General features: G+C 64.7%; 26 protein-coding genes. 11 read left to right on the plus strand and 15 right to left on the minus strand.

Going from position 1 to position 23424, the window contains the following annotated elements; translation table 11 throughout:
* Positions 1 to 54: 54 nt before the first annotated feature.
* The gene (infA, locus tag WIMU1_RS16385) at positions 55 to 273 is read right to left on the minus strand and encodes a translation initiation factor IF-1 (protein ID WP_020109371.1); all 219 of its coding nucleotides are present in this window, start codon (positions 271 to 273) and stop codon (positions 55 to 57) included.
* Between the two features lie 440 nt (positions 274 to 713).
* Here infA and WIMU1_RS16390 point away from each other — a divergent pair, with 440 nt between their 5' ends.
* The 9 genes from WIMU1_RS16390 to dtd all read left to right on the plus strand — a co-directional run bounded on the left by WIMU1_RS16390 (position 714) and on the right by dtd (position 12552).
* Positions 714 to 1097 carry an L-rhamnose mutarotase gene (locus WIMU1_RS16390; RefSeq protein WP_084248324.1) on the plus strand — a complete coding sequence of 128 codons (384 nt, stop codon included), beginning with the start codon at positions 714 to 716 and terminating at the stop codon, positions 1095 to 1097.
* A gap of 103 nt (positions 1098 to 1200) precedes the next feature.
* A complete protein-coding gene (locus WIMU1_RS16395; protein ID WP_062798838.1) occupies positions 1201 to 2592 on the plus strand; it encodes an MFS transporter in 1392 nt (463 codons plus the stop codon).
* Between the two features lie 71 nt (positions 2593 to 2663).
* Positions 2664 to 3830, plus strand: coding sequence for an L-rhamnose isomerase (gene rhaI / locus WIMU1_RS16400; protein ID WP_062798840.1), 1167 nt, complete (start codon positions 2664 to 2666; stop codon positions 3828 to 3830).
* Between the two features lie 20 nt (positions 3831 to 3850).
* Positions 3851 to 5923 carry a bifunctional rhamnulose-1-phosphate aldolase/short-chain dehydrogenase gene (locus WIMU1_RS16405; RefSeq protein WP_062798841.1) on the plus strand — a complete coding sequence of 691 codons (2073 nt, stop codon included), beginning with the start codon at positions 3851 to 3853 and terminating at the stop codon, positions 5921 to 5923.
* A complete protein-coding gene (locus WIMU1_RS16410) occupies positions 5920 to 7380 on the plus strand; it encodes a rhamnulokinase (RefSeq protein WP_062798844.1) in 1461 nt (486 codons plus the stop codon). The genes WIMU1_RS16405 and WIMU1_RS16410 overlap by 4 nt, the downstream gene beginning before the upstream one ends.
* Positions 7381 to 7382: 2 nt before the next feature.
* Positions 7383 to 8642 (plus strand): alpha-hydroxy acid oxidase, encoded by a 1260-nt coding sequence (locus WIMU1_RS16415; protein ID WP_062798846.1) that lies wholly within the window; start codon positions 7383 to 7385, stop codon positions 8640 to 8642.
* Positions 8643 to 8718: 76 nt separating this feature from the next.
* Positions 8719 to 9756: a LacI family DNA-binding transcriptional regulator gene (locus WIMU1_RS16420; RefSeq protein ID WP_062798848.1), complete on the plus strand. Its 1038-nt coding sequence runs from the start codon at positions 8719 to 8721 to the stop codon at positions 9754 to 9756.
* A 73-nt stretch (positions 9757 to 9829) separates the two neighbouring features.
* Positions 9830 to 12088, plus strand: coding sequence for a molybdopterin-dependent oxidoreductase (locus WIMU1_RS16425; protein ID WP_062798849.1), 2259 nt, complete (start codon positions 9830 to 9832; stop codon positions 12086 to 12088).
* A 26-nt stretch (positions 12089 to 12114) separates the two neighbouring features.
* On the plus strand, positions 12115 to 12552 hold the full coding sequence (dtd, locus tag WIMU1_RS16430) for a D-aminoacyl-tRNA deacylase (protein ID WP_062798850.1): 438 nt from the start codon (positions 12115 to 12117) through the stop codon (positions 12550 to 12552).
* A 69-nt stretch (positions 12553 to 12621) separates the two neighbouring features.
* Here dtd and map read toward each other — a convergent pair whose 3' ends face one another.
* The 9 genes from map to rpsH all read right to left on the minus strand — a co-directional run bounded on the left by map (position 12622) and on the right by rpsH (position 18177).
* Positions 12622 to 13413, minus strand: coding sequence for a type I methionyl aminopeptidase (gene map / locus WIMU1_RS16435; protein WP_062798851.1), 792 nt, complete (start codon positions 13411 to 13413; stop codon positions 12622 to 12624).
* Positions 13414 to 13436: 23 nt separating this feature from the next.
* Positions 13437 to 13982 (minus strand): adenylate kinase, encoded by a 546-nt coding sequence (locus WIMU1_RS16440; protein ID WP_023955945.1) that lies wholly within the window; start codon positions 13980 to 13982, stop codon positions 13437 to 13439.
* A complete protein-coding gene (secY, locus tag WIMU1_RS16445; protein ID WP_023955947.1) occupies positions 13979 to 15304 on the minus strand; it encodes a preprotein translocase subunit SecY in 1326 nt (441 codons plus the stop codon). The genes WIMU1_RS16440 and secY overlap by 4 nt, the downstream gene beginning before the upstream one ends.
* A 187-nt stretch (positions 15305 to 15491) precedes the next feature.
* Entirely contained in the window at positions 15492 to 15932 is a 441-nt protein-coding gene (rplO, locus tag WIMU1_RS16450; RefSeq protein ID WP_023955949.1) for a 50S ribosomal protein L15, read from the minus strand.
* A 4-nt stretch (positions 15933 to 15936) separates the two neighbouring features.
* Complete coding sequence (rpmD, locus tag WIMU1_RS16455; RefSeq protein ID WP_023955951.1) at positions 15937 to 16116, minus strand: 50S ribosomal protein L30; 180 nt, start codon at positions 16114 to 16116, stop codon at positions 15937 to 15939.
* A 4-nt stretch (positions 16117 to 16120) separates the two neighbouring features.
* Positions 16121 to 16789, minus strand: a complete 669-nt coding sequence (gene rpsE, locus WIMU1_RS16460) for a 30S ribosomal protein S5 (RefSeq protein WP_023955953.1) — start codon at positions 16787 to 16789, stop codon at positions 16121 to 16123.
* A gap of 37 nt (positions 16790 to 16826) precedes the next feature.
* Positions 16827 to 17228, minus strand: coding sequence for a 50S ribosomal protein L18 (rplR, locus tag WIMU1_RS16465; protein WP_030164684.1), 402 nt, complete (start codon positions 17226 to 17228; stop codon positions 16827 to 16829).
* A gap of 1 nt (position 17229) precedes the next feature.
* On the minus strand, positions 17230 to 17766 hold the full coding sequence (gene rplF / locus WIMU1_RS16470) for a 50S ribosomal protein L6 (RefSeq protein WP_023955957.1): 537 nt from the start codon (positions 17764 to 17766) through the stop codon (positions 17230 to 17232).
* Positions 17767 to 17778: 12 nt separating this feature from the next.
* Positions 17779 to 18177 carry a 30S ribosomal protein S8 gene (gene rpsH / locus WIMU1_RS16475; protein ID WP_023955959.1) on the minus strand — a complete coding sequence of 133 codons (399 nt, stop codon included), beginning with the start codon at positions 18175 to 18177 and terminating at the stop codon, positions 17779 to 17781.
* Between the two features lie 444 nt (positions 18178 to 18621).
* Between rpsH and WIMU1_RS16480 the strand changes: the two genes are divergently transcribed.
* Positions 18622 to 20016 (plus strand): AIM24 family protein, encoded by a 1395-nt coding sequence (locus tag WIMU1_RS16480; protein WP_062799206.1) that lies wholly within the window; start codon positions 18622 to 18624, stop codon positions 20014 to 20016.
* 151 nt (positions 20017 to 20167) lie between these two features.
* On the opposite strand, the gene WIMU1_RS16490 is transcribed toward WIMU1_RS16480, so the two are convergent.
* Complete coding sequence (locus tag WIMU1_RS16490; protein WP_245968950.1) at positions 20168 to 21085, minus strand: hypothetical protein; 918 nt, start codon at positions 21083 to 21085, stop codon at positions 20168 to 20170.
* Between the two features lie 114 nt (positions 21086 to 21199).
* Between WIMU1_RS16490 and WIMU1_RS16495 the strand changes: the two genes are divergently transcribed.
* Positions 21200 to 21808, plus strand: coding sequence for a DUF4262 domain-containing protein (locus tag WIMU1_RS16495; protein WP_030164691.1), 609 nt, complete (start codon positions 21200 to 21202; stop codon positions 21806 to 21808).
* 90 nt (positions 21809 to 21898) lie between these two features.
* On the opposite strand, the gene WIMU1_RS16500 is transcribed toward WIMU1_RS16495, so the two are convergent.
* From WIMU1_RS16500 to rplN, 4 genes are read right to left on the minus strand one after another with little or no spacing between them, the layout of a single operon-like run.
* Positions 21899 to 22084, minus strand: coding sequence for a type Z 30S ribosomal protein S14 (locus WIMU1_RS16500; protein ID WP_023955966.1), 186 nt, complete (start codon positions 22082 to 22084; stop codon positions 21899 to 21901).
* Between the two features lies 1 nt (position 22085).
* Positions 22086 to 22664 carry a 50S ribosomal protein L5 gene (gene rplE / locus WIMU1_RS16505; RefSeq protein WP_023955968.1) on the minus strand — a complete coding sequence of 193 codons (579 nt, stop codon included), beginning with the start codon at positions 22662 to 22664 and terminating at the stop codon, positions 22086 to 22088.
* 1 nt (position 22665) lies between these two features.
* Complete coding sequence (gene rplX, locus WIMU1_RS16510) at positions 22666 to 22980, minus strand: 50S ribosomal protein L24 (protein ID WP_023955970.1); 315 nt, start codon at positions 22978 to 22980, stop codon at positions 22666 to 22668.
* Position 22981: 1 nt separating this feature from the next.
* Entirely contained in the window at positions 22982 to 23350 is a 369-nt protein-coding gene (gene rplN, locus WIMU1_RS16515; RefSeq protein WP_023955972.1) for a 50S ribosomal protein L14, read from the minus strand.
* Positions 23351 to 23424 lie beyond the last annotated feature (74 nt).

Consider the following 23424-nt stretch of genomic DNA (forward strand, 5'->3'; position numbering starts at 1 on the left):
GGGCATGTTGCACTGGCCCTCTCGCCCGCATCAGCGGGCCGAGGTACCGGTCGATTACTTGTAGCGGTAAACGATGCGGCCGCGGGTCAGGTCATAAGGCGAGAGCTCCACGACCACGCGGTCCTCGGGCAGGATGCGGATGTAGTGCTGCCGCATCTTGCCGCTGATATGGGCAAGCACCTTGTGGCCGTTCTCCAGCTCAATGCGGAACATCGCATTGGGCAAGGGTTCGACAACACGGCCCTCGACCTCGATCGCGCCTTCTTTGGCCATAGCCTCCACGATTCTGGTGTGTTGACCACACCTGAACAGTTCTGTTCGGTTACCTTCTTGGCACGCACTTGTCCCGGGCTTTCGAGTCTCAGTTGGCAGGGGACTCGAACGAGCTCTGCGGATCTGGGCACAAAAACAACCCGGCGCGCGGGCGCACCGTTGATCTACATTACGCGTTCGCGCAGCTCAGGACAAATACGCCCAGTTCGGGCCACTCAGATCCTCGCCGACCGGGCGTTTTCGGCACCTCGTCGCGTCGCTTTTTGCCCACAAGGGCAGTCGCCCGGCTTCCGAAGGCTCACGAAGTCACCTCTTGACGACCATCTCCCATCAGTTTACGGTGACTCCAATCACATCGATTTGAAACGTTTCAAAGACGTTCATCCCCGTCTCATCCGCCGGCTCCCCGACCGGATGCCCGATCAGCTCAAGGACCCACGATGGCTCCCACCCCGACCACTCATCTCACGGACTCCCGGGCAGGAGATGAACCACCGGCACGCCGGCGAGTGTGTTTCACCATGAACCTGCGACCCGAACGCGTGGACGACTACCTCGCGGCGCACGAGAACGTCTGGCCCGAGATGCTCGATGCCCTGCGCGCCGCCGGCTGGCACAACTACTCGCTTTTCCTGCGACGCCGCGACGGACTGGTCGTCGGCTACCTCGAGACCGACGACTTCGACCGTGCGGTGGCCGAGATGGACGCGACTGATGTCAACGCCCGCTGGCAGTCCTCGATGGCCGAGTACTTCACCGACCCCGCCGGTCGCGGACCGGATCAGACGCTCGAACGACTCACCGACTACTTCCACCTCGACTGAGGGGAGATCCCCTGCCCATCCCGTCGCGGCTGCGTCTCATCGGCATCCGCCAGATCGCATCAACCAATTACCCTGCACAAGACTCACCCCACAAGGAGTACCCATGAAATTGGGGGCCAAGAAGACCACGGGATGGAAAGCAACCATCTCCGTGGCCATGTCCAACTACATCGAGGCCGGCTCGATCATCGCGATCGCCACGAGCCTCGGATTCTGGCAAGACGAGTTCGGGATCAGCAACTTCGCGGTCGGCCTTCTCGCCGCGCTCAGCGCCAACGCCTTTGGTGCGGCCGTCGGCGCAGCAATCGGTGGGCCACTGTGTGACCGGTACGGCCGCAAGGCGATCTACACCTACGACCTGCTGCTGTACATGGTCGGCGTGCTCATCGCCGCGTTCGCGATGAACTTCACCATGCTGCTACTGGCATTCGTCGTGACCGGCCTGGCGGTCGGTGCGGGAGTCCCGGCATCGTGGACGTACATCGCCGAACAGGCACCCTCCAATGCGCGAGCCCGCCATGTGGGAACAGCACAGTTGGCGTGGTCCGTCGGGCCACTGATCGGCTTCGCCCTGGCCGCCGCACTGGCGCCGCTGGAGTTGCTGGGTTCGCGGTTGATCTTCCTGCATCTGTTTGTGGTCGCGGCCATCGTCTGGTGGATCCGGCAGGGCCTCGTCGAATCGAAGATCTGGACCGAAGAGGGCCATGACACCACCACAGACCAGGCACAGCGCGTCAGCGGTGGCAACGGTCTGCGCGGACTGTTCTCGCGCAAGAAGAACATCACCGCACTGCTCGTCCTGATCGGCATCTACGGGTTCTGGAACACCGTGGCGGGCCAGGCGGGCATCTTCATGCCCCGGGTGTACGAGACCGCAGGCCTCGACAGCGAGGTGCAGCAGAACCTGCTGCAGGTCCTGGTGTGGGGAATGACCGTTCTGGCAACCTATTTCGGGTTCATGCGTTACGGCGACCGCGTCTCGCAGCGCACGCTGTATGTGGTCGGCGCCGTCCCCGGCATCATCGGATGGGGCGTACTGGTGTTGTTCACCGACGGCGGTCTGCCCACGTTGCTCATCTTCGCGATCTGCTGGGGCATCTCGAGCGGTATCGGCGCGCAGGCCTTCTACAGCCTCTGGGCCAGCGAGTTGTTCGCCACCCCGTATCGCGCGAGTGCACAAGGCTTCATGTTCTTCGTGGTCCGCACGGCGACCGGGGCACTGAGTTACTTCTTCCCCACCCTGCTCGCTGCCGTCGGACTGGCCTGGGTTGGCCTGTTGCTCGTGACCCTGCTGACCGTCGCCCTCATCATCGGTGCGATCGCCGCCCCGAACACCCGCGGCAAGACACTGCAGCAGATCGAGATCGAGCGTTACGGCGAACCCCTCAGTCCGGAACTGGCGACCGCATCGAACGTGGCTGCGGATCATGCCGTCCCGTCCGAGCCCGCTGACCGACCGGCGCCCGCCTCGGTGCCCACGGGTGGGGGTCTGTAGCGATGACATCACCTCGACATGCCAGTATTGAAACGTTTCAACCACCCGACGACCACAAGGACTCCACACCGATGACAGCTGTGAACGCACCCGGGTCCCTCCTGGAGAACCTCGCAATCGAGTTGCCGTCCTGGGCATTCGGGAACTCCGGGACCCGCTTCAAGGTCTTCGGTACGCCGGGCACGCCTCGCACCGTCGAGGAGAAGATCGCCGACGCCGCCGTCGTCAACCGCCTCACCGGGTTGGCACCTTCGGTTGCGCTGCACATCCCCTGGGACATGACCGACGACTTCTCGGCGTTGGGACGGTACGCCGCCGACCACGGCGTGCGGCTCGGCACCATCAACTCCAACACCTTCCAGGACGACGACTACAAGTTCGGCAGCCTCACCCACATCGACAAGACCGTGCGCCAGAAGGCAATCGACCACCACCTGCGATGCATCGAGGTGATGAACCAGACCGGGTCGCGGGACCTCAAGATCTGGCTTGCCGACGGCACCAACTACCCCGGCCAGGGCGACATCCGGGGCCGGCAGGATCGCCTCGCCGAATCGCTGGCAACCATCTACCAGCACATCGGAGAAGATCAGCGACTCGTGCTCGAATACAAGTTCTTCGAGCCGGCGATGTACATGACCGACGTGCCGGACTGGGGTACCTCCTACACGCAGGTCAGTGCTCTCGGCGAGCGAGCGATGGTCTGCCTCGACACCGGGCATCACGCCCCCGGCACCAACATCGAGTTCATCGTGGCCCAGTTGCTGCGCCTGGCAAAGCTCGGGTCGTTCGATTTCAACTCGCGTTTCTACGCAGACGACGACCTGATCGTCGGGGCTGCTGACCCGTTCCAGTTGTTCCGCATCATGTGCGAGGTGATCCGCGGCGGCGGTCTCGACGCCGACTCCCCGGTGGCCCTCATGCTCGATCAATGCCACAACGTCGAAGAGAAGATCCCCGGGCAGATCCGCTCCGTACTCAATGTGCAGGAGATGACAGCACGCGCTCTGCTCGTCGACACCGACGCACTGGCCACCGCACAAGAAGCGGGAGATGTGTTGGGTGCCAACGGAATCGTGATGGATGCGTTCTACACGGACGTGAGGCCGATGCTGGCCCAGTGGCGCACCGAACGTGGACTGCCCGCCGATCCGATGGCCGCTTTCGCGGCGTCGGGCTACCGAGAACGGATGGCGACCGAGCGGGCCTCGGGCACCCAGTCGTCCTGGAACGCATGAGCTCACCGAAGGGAATTCGAATGACCGACAAAGCAGCCACAACCCAGGCACTCCCGAGTACCAACCCCACCGTCAGCGCGCTGATCGAGCGGTCGAACCGACTCGGTTCCGACCCCAAGAACACCAACTACGCCGGCGGCAACACCTCTGCCAAGGGCACCGACATCGACCCTGTCACCGGCGCCGACGTCGACTTGATGTGGGTCAAGGGATCCGGCGGCGACCTCGGCACCCTGACCGAGAAGGGCCTGGCCGTTCTGCGCCTGGATCGACTCCGGTCCTTGGTCGACGTGTACCCCGGTGTCGAGCGCGAAGACGAGATGGTCGCGGCGTTCGACTACACGCTGCACGGGCGCGGTGGCGCGGCGCCGTCGATCGACACCGCCATGCACGGTCTCGTCGACGCCGCCCATGTCGACCACCTGCATCCCGACTCCGGGATCGCCATCGCCACCGCTGCAGACGGTGAGGCCATCACCAAGCAGATCTACGGCGACCGGGTGATCTGGATCCCGTGGCAGCGACCGGGTTTTCAGCTCGGTCTCGACATCGCCGAACACAAACGCCGCAATCCGCAGGCCATCGGCACCATCCTCGGTGGACACGGCATCACAGCGTGGGGCGAGACGTCCGAGGAGGCCGAGGCGAACGCACTGGACATCATCAGGGCGGCCGAAGAGTACATCGCCCGCAACGGGCGACCGCAGCCCTTCGGCCCGGCGCTGCGTGGGTTCGGGCCGCTGCCCGACGACGAGAGGCGGGCCAAGGCGGCGGCACTGGCGCCGACACTGCGCGGTCTGGTGAGCACCGACAATCCTCAGGTCGGTCACTTCACGGACACCTATCCCGTCCTCGAATTCCTTTCTGCTGCAGAGCATCCACAGCTGGCAGCCCTCGGCACCTCCTGCCCCGATCACTTCCTGCGCACCAAGGTGAAGCCGATGGTGCTCGATCTTCCTGCCGACGCATCCGTGGACGACTGCATCACCCGGCTGAAGGAGCTCCACGCCGCGTACCGCAAGGACTACACGGCCTACTACGAGCGGCACGCCACACCCGACTCCCCCGCCATGCGCGGTGCCGATCCGGCGATCGTGTTGATCCCCGGGGTCGGAATGTTCAGCTACGGAAAGGACAAACAGACCGCACGGGTGGCCGGTGAGTTCTACCTCAACGCCATCAACGTGATGCGCGGCGCCGAGGCCATCTCGCACTACAGCCCGATCGACGAGGCCGAGAAGTTCCGGATCGAATACTGGGCGCTGGAAGAGGCCAAACTGGCCCGGATGCCGAAACCGAAGCCACTGGCGACGCGCATCGCGCTTGTCACCGGGGCAGCTTCGGGTATCGGCAAGGCCATCGCGCAGCGTCTGGCCGCCGAGGGTGCCTGCGTGGTGATCGCCGATCTCGACGCCGACAAGGCACAGGCAGCCGCCGAGGAGATCGGTTCGTCCGACGTGGCAATCGGTATCCGTGCCGACGTCACCGACGAAGAGCAGGTGCAAGCAGCGGTCGACGCGTGTGTGCTGGCCTTCGGCGGTATCGACCTGGTGGTGAACAATGCCGGCCTCTCACTGTCGAAGTCGTTGCTGGACACCACTGCCGCAGACTGGGACCTGCAGCACAACGTGATGGCCCGTGGCTCCTTCCTGGTGTCGAAGGCGGCCGCCAAGGCCCTCATCGAGCAGCAGATGGGCGGCGACATCCTCTACATCTCGTCGAAGAACTCGGTGTTCGCCGGCCCGAACAACATCGCCTACTCGGCGACCAAGGCCGACCAGGCACATCAGGTTCGCCTGCTCGCGGCAGAGCTCGGCGAACACGGCGTGAAGGTGAACGGCATCAACCCCGATGGCGTTGTCCGCGGCTCGGGGATCTTCGCCGGCGGATGGGGTGCCAAACGTGCTGCGGTGTACGGAGTGCCGGAGGAAGAGCTCGGTGAGTTCTACGCGCAGCGCACCCTGCTCAAACGTGAAGTGCTGCCGGAGAACATCGCCAACGCGGCGTTTGTCCTGTGCAGCGCCGACATGTCGCACACGACCGGCCTGCACGTGCCGGTCGACGCCGGTGTGGCGGCGGCCTTCCTGCGATGACGAGGTCAGGGCCGACACGGCAGCTGGTGGCGGTGGATCTCGGCGCCACCAGCGGCCGGGTCATGCTCGCCGAGGTCGGTGGCGGACAGCTGCGCATCGAGCAACTCACCCGCTTCGCCAACGGGCCCCTACCGATCTGGGACGGGACCCGGACGGGCCTGCACTGGGATGTGCCCGGGCTCTTTGCGCACATCCGAGAGGGGCTGGCACTGGCCGCGAGGCGGGCGCCCGATCTGACGGGTATCGGGATCGACTCGTGGGCGGTGGACTACGGATTGCTCCGCGATGGACGCCTGCTCGGTCTGCCCTACCACTACCGCGACGACCGATCCTCCGCTGGCACGGAGATCGTGCACAACGCCGTGTCGCCGGAGATCCTCTACTCGCGCAACGGCCTTCAGTTCCTGCCGTTCAACACCGTGTACCAGCTGGCCGCGGAGAAGGCGTGCGGCACCCTGGAGTTGGCCGACCACGCACTGCTCATCCCCGACCTCATCGGATACTGGCTGACCGGTCAGATGCGCACCGAGCGCACAAACGCCTCGACAACCGGACTGCTCGACATCCACGGGCACTGGGACGACGACCTGATGTCGACCCTGGGCTTCCCGACAGACCTGTTCGGTCCGCTGATCGAGCCCGGTTGTGAACTCGGGCAGGTGTTGCCGTCGGTCGGTTCGGGTCTGGGTCTGCCAGGGGGTGTGACAGTGAACGCGGTCGCATCCCACGACACCGCATCGGCCGTCGCCGCTGTACCGATGAACCCCGACAATGCCGCCTACATCTCCTGCGGCACGTGGTGCCTGGTCGGTGTAGAACTGGCGCACCGGGTGGTGGATCAGGCCGCCCGCTCGGCGAACTTCACCAACGAGGTCGGTGCCGACGGCCGTATCCGCTTCCTGCGCAACGTCATGGGTTTGTGGTTGCTCAGCGAATCGGTACGGCAATGGGAACGCGAGGGCACCGTGATCGACCTCCCCGACCTGATCGACGGGGCCACCTTCGCCCAACCTCCGGCCCAGGTCTTCGACACCGACGCCGAAGAGTTCCTGACCCCTGGCGACATGCCTTCGCGCATCTCGAGCTGGTACACCCAGCGGGGCCTACCGGCCCCGAACGGGCATGCCGAGATGGTCCGCTCCATTTTGGAGAGTCTGGCCGCCGCTTTTGCCGAACGCGTGCAACAGGCCGCGCAGCTCTCGGCAACCGAGGTACGCACCGTGCACATGGTCGGCGGTGGAGCCCAGAACCGCCTGCTGTGCCAGCTGACCGCCGACCGGCTCGGCCTGCCGGTGCTCGCCGGTCCGGTGGAGGCCACCGCCGTCGGCAACGTACTGATCTCGGCTCGCACACAACAACTGATCAGCGCCGATCTCGTCGCTGCTCGCGCGATGGTCGCGGCGGCGTTCCCCCCACAGCAGTATGATCCGCGACCAGCGGCTCTGAGAAAGGCATGACGATGAAGCGGCAGATTCCCAAGCCCCACGACCTCGCCCCCTTGATGCAGTTCAAGAAGCCGGAGTTCAACGGCAAGAAGCGACGTCTCGAGGCCGCGCTGACCATCGAGGACCTGCGCGCCATCGCCAAACGCCGGACCCCGCGCGCGGCGTTCGACTACACGGACGGGTCGGCCGAGGCGGAGCTGTCGATTGCCCGCGCCCGTCAGGCCTTCGCCGATATCGAGTTCCATCCGGCGATTCTGCGAGACGTGTCCAAGGTCTCCACCGGCTGGGACGTGCTGGGTGGCCCGGTGCAGTTGCCGTTCGGTATCGCACCCACCGGCTTCACCCGGATGATGCAGACCGAAGGCGAGATCGCCGGCGCCCACGCCGCCGCCCGCGCAGGCATCCCGTTCTCGCTGTCCACGATGGGGACTGCATCCATCGAGGATGTGAAGGCCGCGAACCCGCTCGGCCGCAACTGGTTTCAGCTGTACATGTGGAAGGAACGCGAGCGCTCGATGGCGCTTGTCGACCGCGCAGCCAAGGCCGGGTACGACACCCTGCTGGTGACGGTGGACGTACCGGTCGCCGGGGCCCGACTGCGTGACAAGCGCAACGGGATGTCGATACCGCCGGCCCTGACACCGGGCACCGTCATCAACGCACTGCCCCGCCCCCAATGGTGGATCGACTTCCTGACCACCGAACCGCTGGCCTTCGCGTCCCTGGACCGATGGTCGGGGACGGTCGCGGAACTGCTGGACACGATGTTCGACCCCACGGTCACCTTCGACGATCTGGCCTGGATCCGCGCCCAGTGGCCCGGCAAGCTGGTGGTCAAAGGCATCCAGACGGTGGCCGACGCCAAGGCCGTCGTCGAGCTGGGGGTGGACGGGCTGGTGCTGTCCAATCACGGCGGCAGGCAACTCGATCGGGCCCCCATCCCGTTCCACCTGTTGCCCCACGTCGCAGCCGAGGTGGGCCGCGACACCGAGATCATCCTCGACACCGGCATCATGTCGGGCGCGGACATCGTGGCGGCAGTTGCGCTCGGCGCCCGGTTCACCCTCATCGGCCGGGCTTACCTGTACGGCTTGATGGCGGGCGGCGAGGCAGGCGTCAACCGCGCCGTCGACATCCTCTCCGAACAGATCGAACGCACCATGCGACTGCTCGGTGTCACCTGTCTCGAAGAGCTCAATCCCGGGCACGTCACCCAACTCGTACGGCTCGCCCCGATGCCCGCACACGCCCCGTCGCCGGAGACGACCCGATAGCCTTTCGGACAGATACCCGTTCGACCGATCACCCGGTCTGCGGTCCCCTGGGTGGCGTCGAGAGGAGCGTGCAGCGATGGCGGTGAGCGTTCGCGACGTCGCCGCTGCGGCAGAGGTTTCCGTAGGGACGGTCTCCAACGTCCTCAACGCACCGGAGAAGGTTGCCCCGACCACCGTCGAACGGGTCCATCGAGCCATCGCCGACCTCGGATTCGTCCGCAACGACGCGGCCCGTCAGCTCAAGGCGGGCCGGTCCCGGTGTGTCGGGCTGATCGTCCTCGACGTCGGTAACCCGTTCTTCACCGACCTGGCGCGGGCAGCCGAACGCAGGGCCGCCGAGAACCGGCTCACCGTACTCCTCGGGACCTCCGACGATGACCCGGCACGAGAACGCGCATACGTCGAAACCTTTGACGAACAACGCGTTTACGGCGTCCTGGTCTCACCCGTCGGAGACGACCTGAGCCGTCTCGCCGAGCTCCACCGACGCGGGACCCCGGTGGTCCTGGTGGACCGTCGCGGCGAGGGGAGCCCGTTTTCGTCGGTGGCAGTCGACGATGTCGCCGGGGGAAGACTCGCCTGCGAACATCTCTGCGCCATCGGTCGCCGGCGCATCGCCTTCATCGGCGGACCGGCCGGACTTCATCAGGTCGCCGACCGGTTACGCGGTGCACGCGAGGCAGTCGACGAGGTCCAGGGCGCCCAGCTCGAGGCCATCACCACGGGCGCCTTGAGTGTGCTCGCGGGCCGCGCTGCCGGCGAGAGCATCCGCTCGCGACCGACGGCCGACCGTCCCGATGCCATCTTCTGCGCCAACGACCTGTTGGCCATCGGCGTACTGCAAGCACTGACGATGCTCGGAGATGTGTCGGTTCCCGGCGACATCGCGTTGATCGGGTACGACGACATCGACTTCGCACAGTCCGCCGTCGTTCCTCTCTCCTCGATCCGTCAGCCCAGTGGCCAGCTCGGGACCCACGCCGTGGACCTGCTGCTCGCCGAGACGGACAGGGCTCCGGGCGCCGGTCCCGAGCACATCCTGTTCCAGCCGGAGCTGGTCGCCCGCGCCTCCACCGTGGGCGCGACACCGAGCGATCAGCCCATCGACATCTGACACCGCTGGCGCACGCCCCGCAATCGTGAAACACTCGTTGTCAGATGTGAACGGGGTCACAAGGAGGCAGCGCGTGAAAGAAGAGAAAACCACCTATTGCCGGATCTGCGAACCGCTCTGCGGGATGATCGCCACCGTCGAGGACGGGAAGCTGCTCTCGCTGCGGCCGGACAAGCAGAACCCGTTGTCCAAAGGCTTCGCCTGCCCCAAGGGCATAGCCTTCACGGAGATCGTCAACGATCCCGACCGCGTTCTGCACCCCTTGCGCAAGAACGAGTTCGGCGAGTTCGAAGAGGTTTCCTGGGACACCGCGATGTCCGACATCACCTCTCGCCTCGGCGCGATCCACCGCCGTGACGGTGCCGGCAGCATCGGATGGTATTTCGGCAATCCGGCAACATTCTCCACCGGCCACACACTCTGGGTGGCCAACTTCACGACGCTGCTGGGCACACCGCACGTCTACTCGGCCGGGTCACAAGACGTCAACAACCGATTCGTGGCGAGTCACTTCCTCTACGGCACCCCGGTTGCAGCACCCATTCCCGACATCAACCGGGTGCAATTCCTGGTGATCATCGGCGCCAATCCCGTTGTCTCCCACGGCAGTGTGATGAGTTCACCGCGTATCCGGGAAAGCCTGCAGGCCATCACGAACCGCGGTGGACGCGTACTGGTGATCGACCCTCGCCGCACCGAGACCGCCCGCGAGTTCGAATGGCAGCCGATCGTCCCGGATACCGACGCGCTGCTGCTCCTGTCGCTCCTGCACGTCATGTTCGCCGAGATGCTCGCCGACGAGGATCAGCTGGCCGAGCAATCCACCGGTCTCGAGTCGATCAAAGAGCTGGCCGCCGGTTTCGCTCCCGAGATGACCGCCGATCGCACGGGCATCGATCCCCAGACCGTGCGCGATTTGGCCCGCACCCTGGTGGTCACCGACCGCGCCGCGATCTATGGCCGGATCGGGACGTCGCTGGGTCGCGCGGGCACCCTCACCACCGCGTTGCTCGACATCGTCAACCTCGTCGCCGGCAACCTCGACGTCGCCGGCGGATCCATGTTCGGCGATCTGGGCATCGCCGGACAACGCCTGGGAGTGGCAGCGCTGCAACATGTCTCGCGGTTCGCGTGGAACGGACGGCGCAGCAGGGTCGGCGATCTGCCGCAGGTTCTGGGCACCGCTCCGGCGTCGGTGATGGCCAAGGAGATGCTCACCCCGGGCAAAGGACAACTCAAGGCCCTGTTCGTGAGCGCCGGCAATCCGGTTCTGTCGGTGCCCAACGGCGACGAACTCTCCAAGGCGCTCGGCGACCTGGAGTTGATGGTGTCCCTCGACTTCTATCAGAACGAGACCAACGCTCACGCCGACTACATCCTGCCCACCACCACGATGTACGAGCGGTCCGACTTCCTCCTCCCCTTCCAGGCCCTGTTCACCACGCCGTTCAAACAGGCCACCGAAGCCGTCATCCCGCCTCGCGGGGAAGCGCGCGAAGAATGGGAGATCATCAACGAGCTCGTCGCGTCGCTTGCCAAACAGGCACCGCTGTTGGGCGGGCTGCACCTGTTCAACAAGTTCGCCGATCTGGTCGGCAAGCCGTGGACTCCGACGACGCTCTCCGATCTGGTGGTGCGCATCGGGATGGGCGGTGACCGTTTCGGTCTTCGTCGCGGGGGCCTCACCTTCGAGAAGCTGATCAACAAGTTCCCGCACGGCAAAATAGTCGCGGACAATCTCGAGCCCGGCCAGCTGCGCAAGATCGTCACCCATCGAGCGCGCAAGATCCGGCTGGACGCGCCCGAGTTGCTCGCCGAGATCGACCGCCTCGAGCGTGATACCGACCCCGGCTACCCTTTACGGCTCATCGGCATGCGCGAGATCCGTTCGGAGAACAGCTGGCAGCACAACGCCCCGATGTTGTTGCGCGGCGGCAGGACTCATGCGGCCCGCATGCACCCCACCGATGCCGCCGACCGAGGAATCGCGGAGGGCGAGCTGATCAGTGTCGCCTCGCGGCACGGTCAGATCGCGCTTCCGGTGACGCTGACGGACGACATCAAACAGGGCGTCGTCGCCATCCCACACGGCTGGGGCCACAACGGGAACGGCGGGTGGACCAGAGCGAACGACGCCGCGAGCAACGACCTCGGCACTGGCGGGGTCAACGTCAACAAGCTCATCTCCTCGGACCCCGAGGATCTCGAGCGCCTGGCAGGGATGGCCAACATGACCGGCGTGCCGATCCAGGTTGCCGCCCTCGACCGCACGTCCGACTCCGTCCGCGACCGGCTGAGCGCGTCATCAGACATGGTCGCCTCCGGCGAGTAGGTCCGGGTACCCGCTAAGTTGGCCGGGTGAGAGCACTTCTGCAGAGGGTCACTGAAGCGTCGGTCGAAGTCGAAGGTGAGGTGGTCGGCCGGATCGAACCCGGCGACGGTCGCCATGGCCTCGTCGCGCTCATCGGGGTGACGCACACCGATGGCGCCGACGACGCCAGGACCCTCGCCGACAAGATCTGGCGGCTCCGGATTCTCGACGGAGAGAAGTCAGCTGCCGACCTCGGCGCACCGATTCTCGTGATCAGTCAGTTCACCCTGTACGCCAACACCGCCAAGGGACGTCGGCCGTCGTGGAATGCGGCAGCGCCGGGTTCGGTGGCAGAGCCACTCGTGGCCGAGGTGGTCGCAGCGCTGCGGTCGTCGGGTGCCGAGGTGGCGACCGGCCGGTTCGGGGCGCACATGAAGGTCAGCCTGGTCAACGACGGCCCGGTGTCCATCATGTTGGAGGTCTGAGACCCGATTTTGGTGGGTTCCGGTGAACCTGACCTGCAGGTTTACCCACCCGAACCCACCACTATGGGATTACGGGCGGACGGTGAGGATGCGAGGACCGTCGGAGGTGACCACAACGGTGTGCTCCCAATGCGAGGCACGGGTGCCGTCGTTGGTGATGACGGTCCAACCGTCGTCGAGCACGGTGGTCTCCACCGTGCCGAGGGTGAGCATGGGTTCGATCGCCAGCGTGGATCCGATCACCAGCTGCGGGCCCCGGCCCGCCTTGCCCTCATTCGGCAGGAACGGGTCCAGATGCATCTCGCGACCGATGCCGTGACCGCCGTATCCGTCCACGATGCCGAAGGTCCGGCCGTAGGTCTTCTCCGCAGCACGCGTGGCCGTCTCGATCGCATGCGAGATGTCGGTGAGCCGGCCGCCGTCGACCATCGCGGCGATACCGGCCTCCATGGCCAGGCGGGTCGCATCGTTGAGGTCCTGATCTGCCGCCGACAGGTCACCGACCCCGAAGGTCCACGCGGAGTCACCGTGCCAGCCGTCGAGAATCGCACCACAGTCGATGGACACCAGGTCATGCTCGGCGAGCACCACGTCCTTGGACGGGATGCCGTGCACCACAACGTCGTTGACCGACGAACAGATGGAGCCGGTGAACCCGTGGTATCCGAGGAACGATGGGACAGCCCCGGCCTCGCGGATCACCGTCTCGGCGACCTCGTCCAGTTCCAGGGTGGAGACACCTGCCTTGGCGGCTTCGCGAACGGCGACCAGCGCACGGCCGACAACCTCACCGGCAGCGGCCATCGCATCCACCTCGCCCGCCGAACGGAACGGAACGGGCTTGGGTTTACGAAACCCCATCAGAACCTACAACTCTCAGATGCTCAGGCGCCGATGGCCCGCAACACGCGCTGGTGTACCTCGTTGACGTCGCCCATGGCGTCGATGGTCTTGACCGTGTCGGCGTAGTACTCGAGCAACGGCGCCGTCTCCGTGAGGTAGACCTGCATACGGTTGCGGATCACTTCTTCGGTGTCGTCCGCACGTCCGCGAGCCAGCATCCGCTTGACCACAACATCTTCGTCGACGCCGAACGACAGCACCGCATCGAGCTTGGTGTCGAGCTCATCGAGGATGTGTGTGAGCGCATCGGCCTGGTCGGTCGAACGGGGGAAACCGTCGAGGATGAAACCTTTGGCGGCATCCGGCTCGGCAACGCGAGCGCGAACCATGTCGATCGTGATCTCCGACGGCACCAGATTGCCGGCATCAAGATACTTCTTCGCTTCGAGCCCGATCGGGGTGCCCTGCGAGATGTTGGCGCGGAACAGGTCTCCGGTGGAGATGTGCGGGATTCCCAGGCTTTCCGAGATGAGTTCTGCCTGCGTACCCTTGCCGGCGCCGGGCGGGCCGAGAATCACCAGTCTCACTTGAGAAACCCTTCATACTTGCGCTGCATGAGCTGCGAATTGACCTGTTTGACGGTGTCCAACCCGACGCCGACCATGATCAGCACCGCGGTGCCGCCAAACGGGATGTTCTGCACCGATCCCGAATTGCCGATCTCCAGGAAGAGGTTGGGCAACACGGCGATGGTGCCGAGATAGATGGAGCCGGGCAGAGTGATTCGGCTCAACACGTAGCCGAGGTAGTCCGCCGTCGGCTGACCCGGGCGGATGCCCGGGATGAAGCCGCCGTACTTCTTCATCTCGTCCGCACGCTCTTGTGGGTTGAACGTGATCGCCACATAGAAGTACGTGAAGAAGATGATCATCAAGAAGTAGACGAGGATGTAGACCGGATTGCTCGGGTCCACGAGATACGTCTGGATCTGACGCTGCCACCACGAGGGTTCCTCGGTGGAACTCTGCGTCAGCTGGAGGATCAGGTTCGGCAGGTACAGCAAGGACGACGCGAAGATGACGGGGATGACGCCGGCCTGGTTCACCTTCAACGGGAGGTAGGTGGACGAACCGCCGTACATCTTGCGGCCGACCATCCGCTTGGCATATTGCACCGGGATACGGCGCTGCCCCTGTTCGATGAACACGACGCCGGCGACGATGGCCAGTGCGGCCAGCAACACCAGGAAGAAGACCAGGCCACCACGGGTGTCGAGGATGGTCTTGCCCTCGGACGGGATGCGGGCGGCGATACCGGCGAAGATCATCAGCGACATGCCGTTGCCGATGCCACGCTCGGTGATCAATTCGCCGAACCACATCACCACGAGCGCGCCCGCAGTCATCACGAGGACGATGATGAACAGCCCGAAGATCGATTGATCCCGAAGGATCTGATCACCGTTCTCACACTCGGGGAGCAGATCGCCACGGTCGGCGAGAGCGACGATGCCGGTGGACTGCAACAGGGCCAGGGCGAGCGTCAGATACCGCGTGTACTGCGTCATCTTCGCCTGGCCGGACTGGCCCTCTTTACGCAACTGCTCGAAACGTGGGATCACCACGGTCAACAGCTGAACGATGATGCTGGCGGTGATGAACGGCATGATGCCGATGGCGAACACCGACAGCTGGAGCAGGGCTCCACCGGAGAACATGTTGATCAGGGAGTAGATGCCGGCCGAGTCGCCCTGAGACGCCGCGTCCAGACACTGCTGAACCTGCTTGTAGTCCACGCCGGGCGACGGAATGGTCGCGCCGAGACGATAAAGAATGATGATTCCCAGTACGAAGAGAATCTTCCGCCTCAGGTCGGGTGTCCTGAAGGCCGATATGACGGCGGAACGCACTAACTCCTCCTGGGCAATGTCGCTCCGGCAGCAGCGTTGCACCGGGCTACAAACAACTCTTGGACTCTAACAGTCACGCGCCGGGGATCCGGCGTGCGACCACTGAAGTGGCGAGCGGCGCGCGCAGTTGCAAACGCACCGCCCGCCACTGTAGCGAGTCCTGGGTGGTGGGTGATCGACGTCTGCCCTACAGGACAGTCGTGGACCCGCCCGCGGCAGCGATCTTCTCGCTCGCGGACGACGAGAACTTGTTGGCGGAGACCTGCACGGCCACCGACAATTCGCCCTCGCCGAGAACCTTCACCAGCTCGTTCTTGCGAACAGCACCCTTGGCGACCAACTCGTCGACACCCACGGTGCCCCCTTCGGGGAACAGCCGGGCGATGTCACCGATGTTGACAACCTGGTACTCGACCCGGTTGCGGTTCTTGAAACCCTTGAGCTTGGGCAGCCGCATGTGGATGGGCATCTGCCCGCCCTCGAAGCGGGCAGGCACGTTCTTGCGTGCCTTGGTGCCCTTGGTGCCACGTCCCGAGGTCTTACCCTTGGAACCCTCACCGCGACCCAGGCGGGTCTTCTCTGTCTTCGACCCGGGGGCGGGCCGCAGATGATGCAGTTTGATTGTCATGGAACTAAACCTCTTCGACGGTCACGAGGTGCCGGACCGCATTGATCAGGCCGCGGTTCTGGGCATTGTCCTCGCGGGTGACGGTCTTGCGGATGCCCCGGAGTCCGAGGGTCCGCAGGCTGTCACGCTGGTTGCGCTTGGAACCGATGGTGCTCTTCACCTGGGTGATCTTCAGTTCTGCCATTTCACTACGCTCCCTGTCCTGCTCGGGCTCGCAACATACCGGCCGGTGCGACGTCTTCGATCGGCAGGCCACGACGTGCAGCCACCTCTTCGGGACGCTGCAGCAGCTTGAGCGCTGCCACGGTTGCGTGCACGACGTTGATGGCGTTGTCGCTGCCCAGGCTCTTGCCGAGGATGTCGTGGACACCCGCGCACTCGAGCACGGCACGCACCGCGCCACCGGCGATCACACCGGTACCGGGGCTGGCCGGACGGAGCATCACGACTCCGGCCGCAGCCTCACCCTGAACCGGGTGGGTGATGGTCGCGCCGATCATCGGGACGCGGAAGAAGTTCTTACGAGCCTCTTCGACACCCTTCTGGATCGCCGCGGGAACTTCCTTGGCCTTGCCGTAACCGACACCGACCAGGCCGTTGCCGTCACCGACGACCACCAGAGCGGTGAAGGAGAACCGACGTCCACCCTTGACCACCTTGGAGACGCGGTTGATGGCTACGACGCGCTCGAGCTGGTTCTTGTCTTCCCGGCCGCCACCGCGCTGGTTGTCGCGACGGTCACGGTTGCCGCCGCCACCGCGGCGGTCGCCGCCCGCGTTGTTGGCGTTGGGGTCATTGCTGGTACTTCCGGCGGGTCCGCTTCCGGTACCGCCGTCACGACGCTGACGTCCCGGCATCAGATGGTCCTTCCGTTGCAAGTATTCGTATCAATCATCAGAACTCGAGCCCTCCCTCACGGGCGGCATCCGCCAGAGCAGCGATACGACCGTGGTAGCCGTGGCCACCGTGGTCGAACACCACGGCCTGCACACCGGCAGCCTTGGCGCGGGCGGCGATCAGTTCGCCGACCTTCTTGCTCTGCGCCGACTTGTCGCCACCGGCACTGCGGACGTCGGCCTCGATGGTCGAGGCTGCGGCCACGGTGTTGCCGGCGAGGTCGTCGACCAGCTGCACGTGGATGTGGCGCGAGGAGCGCTTCACCACGAGCCGCGGCCGTTCGGGAGTGCCGCTGATCTTCTTACGCAGCCGGAAGTGCCGGCGGGCGTTGGAGACACGACGACGGGTGGACACGTCCTTGCCCAGGGGCAGACGCTTGGTCTTCACAGTTTCACTCATGTCACTTACCCGTCTTTCCGACCTTGCGACGGATCTGCTCACCCTCGAAGCGAACGCCCTTGCCCTTGTAGGGGTCCGGACGGCGCAGGCGGCGGATGTTCGCCGAGATCTGTCCGACTTGTTGCTTGTCGATTCCCGAAACCGAGAACTTGGTGGGCGATTCCACCGCGAAGGTGATGCCCTCGGGCGCCTTGATGGGCACCGGGTGGCTGTAACCGAGCGCGAACTCGAGGTCGCTGCCCTTGAGCGCCACGCGGTAACCGACACCGAAGATTTCCATCTTTCGGGTGTAGCCCTCGGTGACACCGGTGACCAGGTTGGCCACCAGGCTGCGGCTCAGGCCGTGCAGTGCACGGTTACGTCGCTCGTCGTTGGGACGGGTCACCACAACGGTGCCATCTTCGACTGCGACACTGATCGGCTCCGAGATGTCAACTGACAGTTGCCCCTTGGGGCCCTTGACGTTGACGGTCTGGCCGTCGATCTTCACGTCTACTCCGGCCGGGATTGCGACCGGGTTCTTTCCAATACGCGACATTAGTTTTGCCCCTTACCAGACGTACGCGAGGACTTCGCCGCCCACGCCCTGGTTGGCGGCTTGGCGGTCGGTCAGCAGACCCGAGGAAGTGGAGATGATCGCCACGCCCAGGCCGCCGAGCACCTTTGGCAGATTGGTGGACTTCGCGTACACGCGCAGACCCGGCTTGGAGACGCGCCGGAGACCGGCGATGCTCCGCTCGCGGGTGGGGCCGTACTTCAGCGTGACGACGAGGTTCTTGCCGACCTCGGCATCTTCGCTGCGGTAGTCCGTGATGTAGCCCTCGCGCTTGAGGATCTCGGCGATGTTGGCCTTGATCTTCGAATGCGGCAGGCTCACCTCATCGTGAAACGCCGAGTTGGCGTTGCGCAGACGGGTCAAGAAGTCTGCGATCGGATCAGTCATGGTCATATCAGACCGTCAACCTTTCTCGCGGCGGTTCCCATGCAGCATGCGCATACCGGTTCCGTTGACCTCCAGGCGATCGCCTGGCCGTCGCGGGCCTTGCACGTCACATCGTGGGCCTACTACGAAGTGAGTTACGTGTCCCTGACCGACCGTTGCCGGTCAGGGCAGTTCAGTCCGACTGGCAAGCCAGTCGGGGGTAGTGCTCCCCCGAATGCACGGATGCACTCGGGAGTTTTCAAAGCCGGAAGCCAAGAAAAAGTGGTCACCTGGGTGTTTCTGACCGACCGAAGGCACGGGTCAGCCTAGGCAACCGTTCTAGTGTAGGGAACGGCGCTGCTCAGGCCAAATTGTCGACCTTCTCCTGCGCGGTCGGCACCCACACGATTCCAGTGTGAATCCGTCGGTCGCGGCTGCGCCGAGCATGTACCTGGAACAATGGCACACACCATGAGAGAACTCGCTCCAGGAGAGAACACCGCGATCCCGTCGCCGCAGATCAGCGTGTCGGTGACCTGCGCATCTCCGGTGAACACGTCGGCCGTCATGCTGGGCCGCGACGGCCGGGTGCGTTCGGACGACGATCTGATCTTCTACAACCAGGCGTCGGGGCCCGGTGTCAGCTACCGCGACGCCGGCGCGTCCGACGTCATCAGCATCGACACCGGCCGGGTGCCGGCCGACATCGAGACGATCGCCATCACCGCCAGTCTCGACGGCAACGGTCCGACCACCTTCGCCACCGCGGGAACGCTGCGTGCCGAACTGCGCGATGGCGCAGGTGTGCCGTCCGTGTCGTTCACCCCGGCACGTCTGACCACCGAGGCCGCGGTGGTGTGCATGGAGGTGTACCGGCGCGGCGACGCGTGGAAGGTCCGGGCCGTCGGACAGGGGTACGACGACGGACTCGCCGGACTCGCGAAAGCCTTCGGCATCCAGGTCGACGACGATCCGGTGACCACCCCCTCCGCGCCCGACCCCATGCCCTGGCCACCGGCCGGGCAGCCCTCCCCGCCCGCACAGCCCCCGGCTGCATCGTCTTACGCCCCGGCGCAGCCGGTGTCGCAGCCGACGAACTCGCCATCACCCCAGAACCAGGGAGTCCACGCCATGAACAGTGACCTTTTCGCGCCGGCACATGCCGAGGTGTCGGGCACCGGAATCCAGAAGCAGGGCAGCAAGATGTGCCGGGTCGGCATGAACGGCGAGGTGATGGCCCGATCCGGGTCGATGGTTGCCTACCAGGGCGACCTGAAGTTCGAGGCCCTCGGATCCGGGGGTATCGGCCGGGCCATCCGCAACACCCTCACCGGCGAGGGTGTCCCGCTGATGAAGGTCACCGGACGCGGCGATCTGTTCCTTGCCGATGCCGCGAGCGACGTCCATCTGATCGACCTCGACGGGACCGACGGCCTGACCATCAACGGCGCCAACGTCCTCGCCTTCGACTCCACGCTGAGCTATGACGTCAAACGGATGCAGGGTGCAGCCGCACAGAGCAACGCCGGTCTGTTCAACTGCGTCTTCACCGGCCGCGGACGGATCGCCATCACCACCGACGGCAACCCGGTGGTCCTGACCGTCGATCAGCAGACCTATGCCGACCCGAATGCCGCGGTCGCGTGGTCCTCGAGCTTGCAGACCAGCGTCAAGCGCAACGACTCGTTCAATCTCGGAACCCTGATGGGACGCAGCACCGGTGAACGATTCACGCTCGCGTTCAGCGGCCACGGCTTTGTGGTCGTGCAGCCGTCCGAGATGCCGCCGGGTGGACTCATCGGCGGAACCGGCGGTGGACAGCAATCGGGTGTGCAGGGTGGGCTCGGCGGACTACTCGGCCGCTGACCTCACCACCTTCCATCCCCCAACACGGTCACCGAGGGCAAATAGCCCTTCGTCGCCAGTGACGGGGACGTTCCTGGTGCGGATGTGCGGCGCCGTCCAATCCAAACCTTCGGCGGCTCGGCAACCGTCCCTGCCGGCGACGCCACCGAAATCATCCCGCAGCACGGTCACCGAGGGCAGATAACCCTTCGCCACCACTGACGGGGACGATCGTGGTGCGAATGCGATGGCGGTCGGTCCGGGTGATGGACCGGATGTCGGCGAGGACCTCCTCCCAGCCGTACAGGACGTCCTCATAGGTGATCCGCATGGTCAGCCACCTGTCCAGCAGAGCCTGTCGGTCGCGACGACGATCGTTGCGGTAGTTCTCCAGGCTGGTGTGGTGGCTCTGGCTGTCGCACTCGATGAGCAGCCGGCCCACCCGCATGTCGACTCGGCCGATCCCGAGGATCACCGGTTGCACGACCACGGTGAATCCCGCCGCACGAAGCCGTAGGCGCGTGATCGATTCGGTCCCCGACTGAGCTTCTGGTTCGCATTTGTCCATCAGGTCCGAAACTCGTTGTGTCACAGTGCCCATCGCCAATTTGAGCCCGGCGATCGTCAGGCCGCCCGAGTTCAGCGCCGAGTCGCAGACGACAATCCAGTCCTCGGCACTCATACACCGGGCGGCGCAGTCGAGCGCCACCGGAATCGAGTCGACCGCAGTGGTGACCGGCATCGGCCGCCCATGACCCTGACACGAACGTGTGCCGTGCGCTTTGTTGTGCTTACTGGCCCGCACGTGAACGCGGTCATAGCCCGGCGGCACCCACAGTCCGTGATGGCGCAGGGCCGACACACAGCTGAGCGCTCCGCCGCGGCGAACAGCCTCGACAACAACGGCATTGGCCGTCTCCGTTGCGTACCAGCCGGGGCGCAGCCTGATCAGCGAACCGTCGCGAACCTGTTTGCGCAGTTGCCACCCATCCAGCCCCCGCAGCTGCAGCTCCGGACGACTGTAGACACCGATCTCCATAGCGATCAGACGCACCAACAATGTGGACGGCCCCAGTCGCACCAGGATCATCCCCCTGACCTGCAGTGAAGAGCACATTTCCCTCGGCGGCCACGCAGCGGGCCGATCGTGGTGACTTGTCCGACCCCACTGCTCTAGTGGTCGCAACCGAACGAAGGAGCGAACATGTCCGACCACGCCGCAGCCATCCGAGGACTTCCACGCTGGCACCGCGATCCGCGAGTGAACGCCACCATTTCGAGGATCCGTGCCCACGGCTGGGCCGTCACAGCCGTGAGCGAAGAGTGCGAGTGCAACTCACCCGAGTGCGAGCCGCCCGACTGCTCGTTCGCCTATACAACCGGCCTCGGCCTGCATTCACTACCCGAACTCGTCGTGTACGGGCTCGACGCCAGGACAAGCGGTTCGGTTCTCAACGAGCTCGGCAACGTGCTCCACCGATACGAGTGGACCGACATCGTCGACCAGAGGGTCGACGTGCCACTGCAATCGATCGATGTCCCTGTCCGCCTCATCGAGCTGATCGACAAGGACGATCTGATCATCACAAACGAACTGTTCCCCGATTCGCCTGCGCTGCAAGTCGTTTGGCCGGACGAGTATGGGCAGCACCCGTGGGAGGAGGGTTACGCTCTGCGTCCCGAACATCAGCTGCTCAAGGGCGTTCTGCCGAGCGATGACAACCGACCAAGGGGCCCGCGAGTCATCACCCCACACACCGGACCGAACCGAGCCCAGCGACGTCACACACAGCGACACAAGAACAGACCTTGACCACGCGCTCCCCGCCGACGCGAAAGGCGCCCCACCCGAAGGTGGAGCGCCTTTCGTCAAAGCCTGACGGTGAGCCTGGTGGCTACCAGATCACCAGCTGCTCTTCTGCACGCCGGGCAGCTCGCCCGCGTGTGCCATCTCGCGCAAGCAGATTCGGCACAGGCCGAACTTGCGGAACACCGAGTGCGGGCGACCGCAACGGTTGCAGCGGGTGTAGCCACGCACGGCGAACTTGGGCTTCTTGTTGGCCTTGTTGACCAGAGCCTTCTTTGCCATGTCAGTTGTCCTTCACGTTGGGGTCTTTGAACGGGAAGCCGAGCTGACGCAGCAGTGCCCGACCTTCGTCATCGTTGGTCGCGGTGGTGACGACGGTGATGTCCATGCCACGCGGACGGTCGATGTTGTCGATGTTGATCTCGTGGAACATCGACTGCTCGTTGAGACCGAAGGTGTAGTTACCGTTGCCGTCGAACTGGCGATCGCTCAGGCCACGGAAGTCACGGATACGCGGAAGTGCGATCGACACGAGGCGGTCGAGGAACTCCCACATGCGGTCGCCACGCAGGGTGACGCGGGCGCCGATGGGCATGCCTTCACGCAGCTTGAACTGTGCGATCGACTTGCGAGCCCGACGAACTTCTGGCTTCTGACCGGTGATCAGTTCCAGGTCCTTGATGGCGCCGTTGATCAGCTTGGCGTCACGGGCGGCATCGCCGACACCCATGTTGACCACGACCTTGACGACGCCGGGGATCTGCATGACGTTGTCGTAGGCGAACTCTTTGTTCAGCGCGTCTTTGATCTCTTCGCGGTAGCGAAGCTTCAGTCGCGGCTGGATCTTCTCAGTTGTGCTCATGTCAGATGTCCTTCCCGTTCTTGCGGGAAATGCGCACGCGCTTGCCGTTGTCGTCGGTGCGGTAGCCGATGCGCGTCGGGGTGCCGTCGGAATCGACGACCATCACGTTCGAGACGTGGATGGGGGCTTCCTGGGTGACGATGCCGCCCGAGGATGCGCCGCGCTCGTTCTGCGAGGCCGAGGTGTGCTTCTTGATGCGGTTGACGCCTTCGACGAGGATGCGGCTGCGCTGCGGGTAGGACTCGATGACCTTGCCCTTGGCGCCCTTGTCCTTACCGGAGACGACGATCACGGTGTCGCCCTTGTGGATCTTCATGTCAGAGCACCTCCGGAGCCAGCGAGACGATCTTCATGAACTTCTTCTCACGCAGCTCACGGCCGACCGGGCCGAAGATGCGGGTTCCGCGAGGATCGCTTTCGTTCTTGATGATGACGGCGGCATTCTCGTCGAAACGGATGTACGAACCATCCGGACGGCGGCGCTCCTTGGTGGTGCGCACGATGACCGCTTTGACAACCTCTCCCCGCTTGACGTTTCCGCCGGGGATGGCGTCTTTGACAGTGGCGACGATGACGTCACCGATGCCGGCGTAGCGCCGTGACGAGCCTCCGAGCACGCGAATGCACAAGATTTCCTTGGCACCCGTGTTGTCGGCGACCCGCAGGCGTGACTCCTGCTGGATCACTTTGTAGTCTCCTTGACCTGGTTTACTTCTTGCACGCCGAATTTCCGACCCGACGCACGCGGTCTCGCCGCCAG

This window comes from Williamsia muralis NBRC 105860 (assembly GCF_001598915.1).
In the GTDB taxonomy this organism is placed as follows: Bacteria; Actinomycetota; Actinomycetes; order Mycobacteriales; family Mycobacteriaceae; genus Williamsia; species Williamsia muralis.

Bases quoted from the DNA above. Each gene is read 5' to 3' on its own strand.
- infA (WP_020109371.1), bottom strand. From the start codon at position 273: ATGGCCAAAGAAGGCGCGATCGAGGTCGAGGGCCGTGTTGTCGAACCC.
- WIMU1_RS16490 (WP_245968950.1), bottom strand. From the start codon at position 21,085: ATGATCCTGGTGCGACTGGGGCCGTCCACATTGTTGGTGCGTCTGATC.
- rpsH (WP_023955959.1), bottom strand. From the start codon at position 18,177: ATGACCATGACTGATCCGATCGCAGACTTCTTGACCCGTCTGCGCAAC.
- rplF (WP_023955957.1), bottom strand. From the start codon at position 17,766: ATGTCGCGTATTGGAAAGAACCCGGTCGCAATCCCGGCCGGAGTAGAC.
- WIMU1_RS16480 (WP_062799206.1), top strand. From the start codon at position 18,622: ATGAGAGAACTCGCTCCAGGAGAGAACACCGCGATCCCGTCGCCGCAG.
- rplO (WP_023955949.1), bottom strand. From the start codon at position 15,932: ATGACAATCAAACTGCATCATCTGCGGCCCGCCCCCGGGTCGAAGACA.
- rpsE (WP_023955953.1), bottom strand. From the start codon at position 16,789: ATGCCGGGACGTCAGCGTCGTGACGGCGGTACCGGAAGCGGACCCGCC.
- rhaI (WP_062798840.1), top strand. From the start codon at position 2,664: ATGACAGCTGTGAACGCACCCGGGTCCCTCCTGGAGAACCTCGCAATC.
- map (WP_062798851.1), bottom strand. From the start codon at position 13,413: ATGGGGTTTCGTAAACCCAAGCCCGTTCCGTTCCGTTCGGCGGGCGAG.
- rplX (WP_023955970.1), bottom strand. From the start codon at position 22,980: ATGAAGATCCACAAGGGCGACACCGTGATCGTCGTCTCCGGTAAGGAC.
- rplE (WP_023955968.1), bottom strand. From the start codon at position 22,664: ATGAGCACAACTGAGAAGATCCAGCCGCGACTGAAGCTTCGCTACCGC.
- WIMU1_RS16500 (WP_023955966.1), bottom strand. From the start codon at position 22,084: ATGGCAAAGAAGGCTCTGGTCAACAAGGCCAACAAGAAGCCCAAGTTC.
- WIMU1_RS16495 (WP_030164691.1), top strand. From the start codon at position 21,200: ATGTCCGACCACGCCGCAGCCATCCGAGGACTTCCACGCTGGCACCGC.
- WIMU1_RS16415 (WP_062798846.1), top strand. From the start codon at position 7,383: ATGAAGCGGCAGATTCCCAAGCCCCACGACCTCGCCCCCTTGATGCAG.
- WIMU1_RS16390 (WP_084248324.1), top strand. From the start codon at position 714: ATGGCTCCCACCCCGACCACTCATCTCACGGACTCCCGGGCAGGAGAT.
- rplR (WP_030164684.1), bottom strand. From the start codon at position 17,228: ATGAGTGAAACTGTGAAGACCAAGCGTCTGCCCCTGGGCAAGGACGTG.
- WIMU1_RS16395 (WP_062798838.1), top strand. From the start codon at position 1,201: ATGAAATTGGGGGCCAAGAAGACCACGGGATGGAAAGCAACCATCTCC.
- WIMU1_RS16405 (WP_062798841.1), top strand. From the start codon at position 3,851: ATGACCGACAAAGCAGCCACAACCCAGGCACTCCCGAGTACCAACCCC.
- WIMU1_RS16420 (WP_062798848.1), top strand. From the start codon at position 8,719: ATGGCGGTGAGCGTTCGCGACGTCGCCGCTGCGGCAGAGGTTTCCGTA.
- rpmD (WP_023955951.1), bottom strand. From the start codon at position 16,116: ATGGCAGAACTGAAGATCACCCAGGTGAAGAGCACCATCGGTTCCAAG.
- WIMU1_RS16410 (WP_062798844.1), top strand. From the start codon at position 5,920: ATGACGAGGTCAGGGCCGACACGGCAGCTGGTGGCGGTGGATCTCGGC.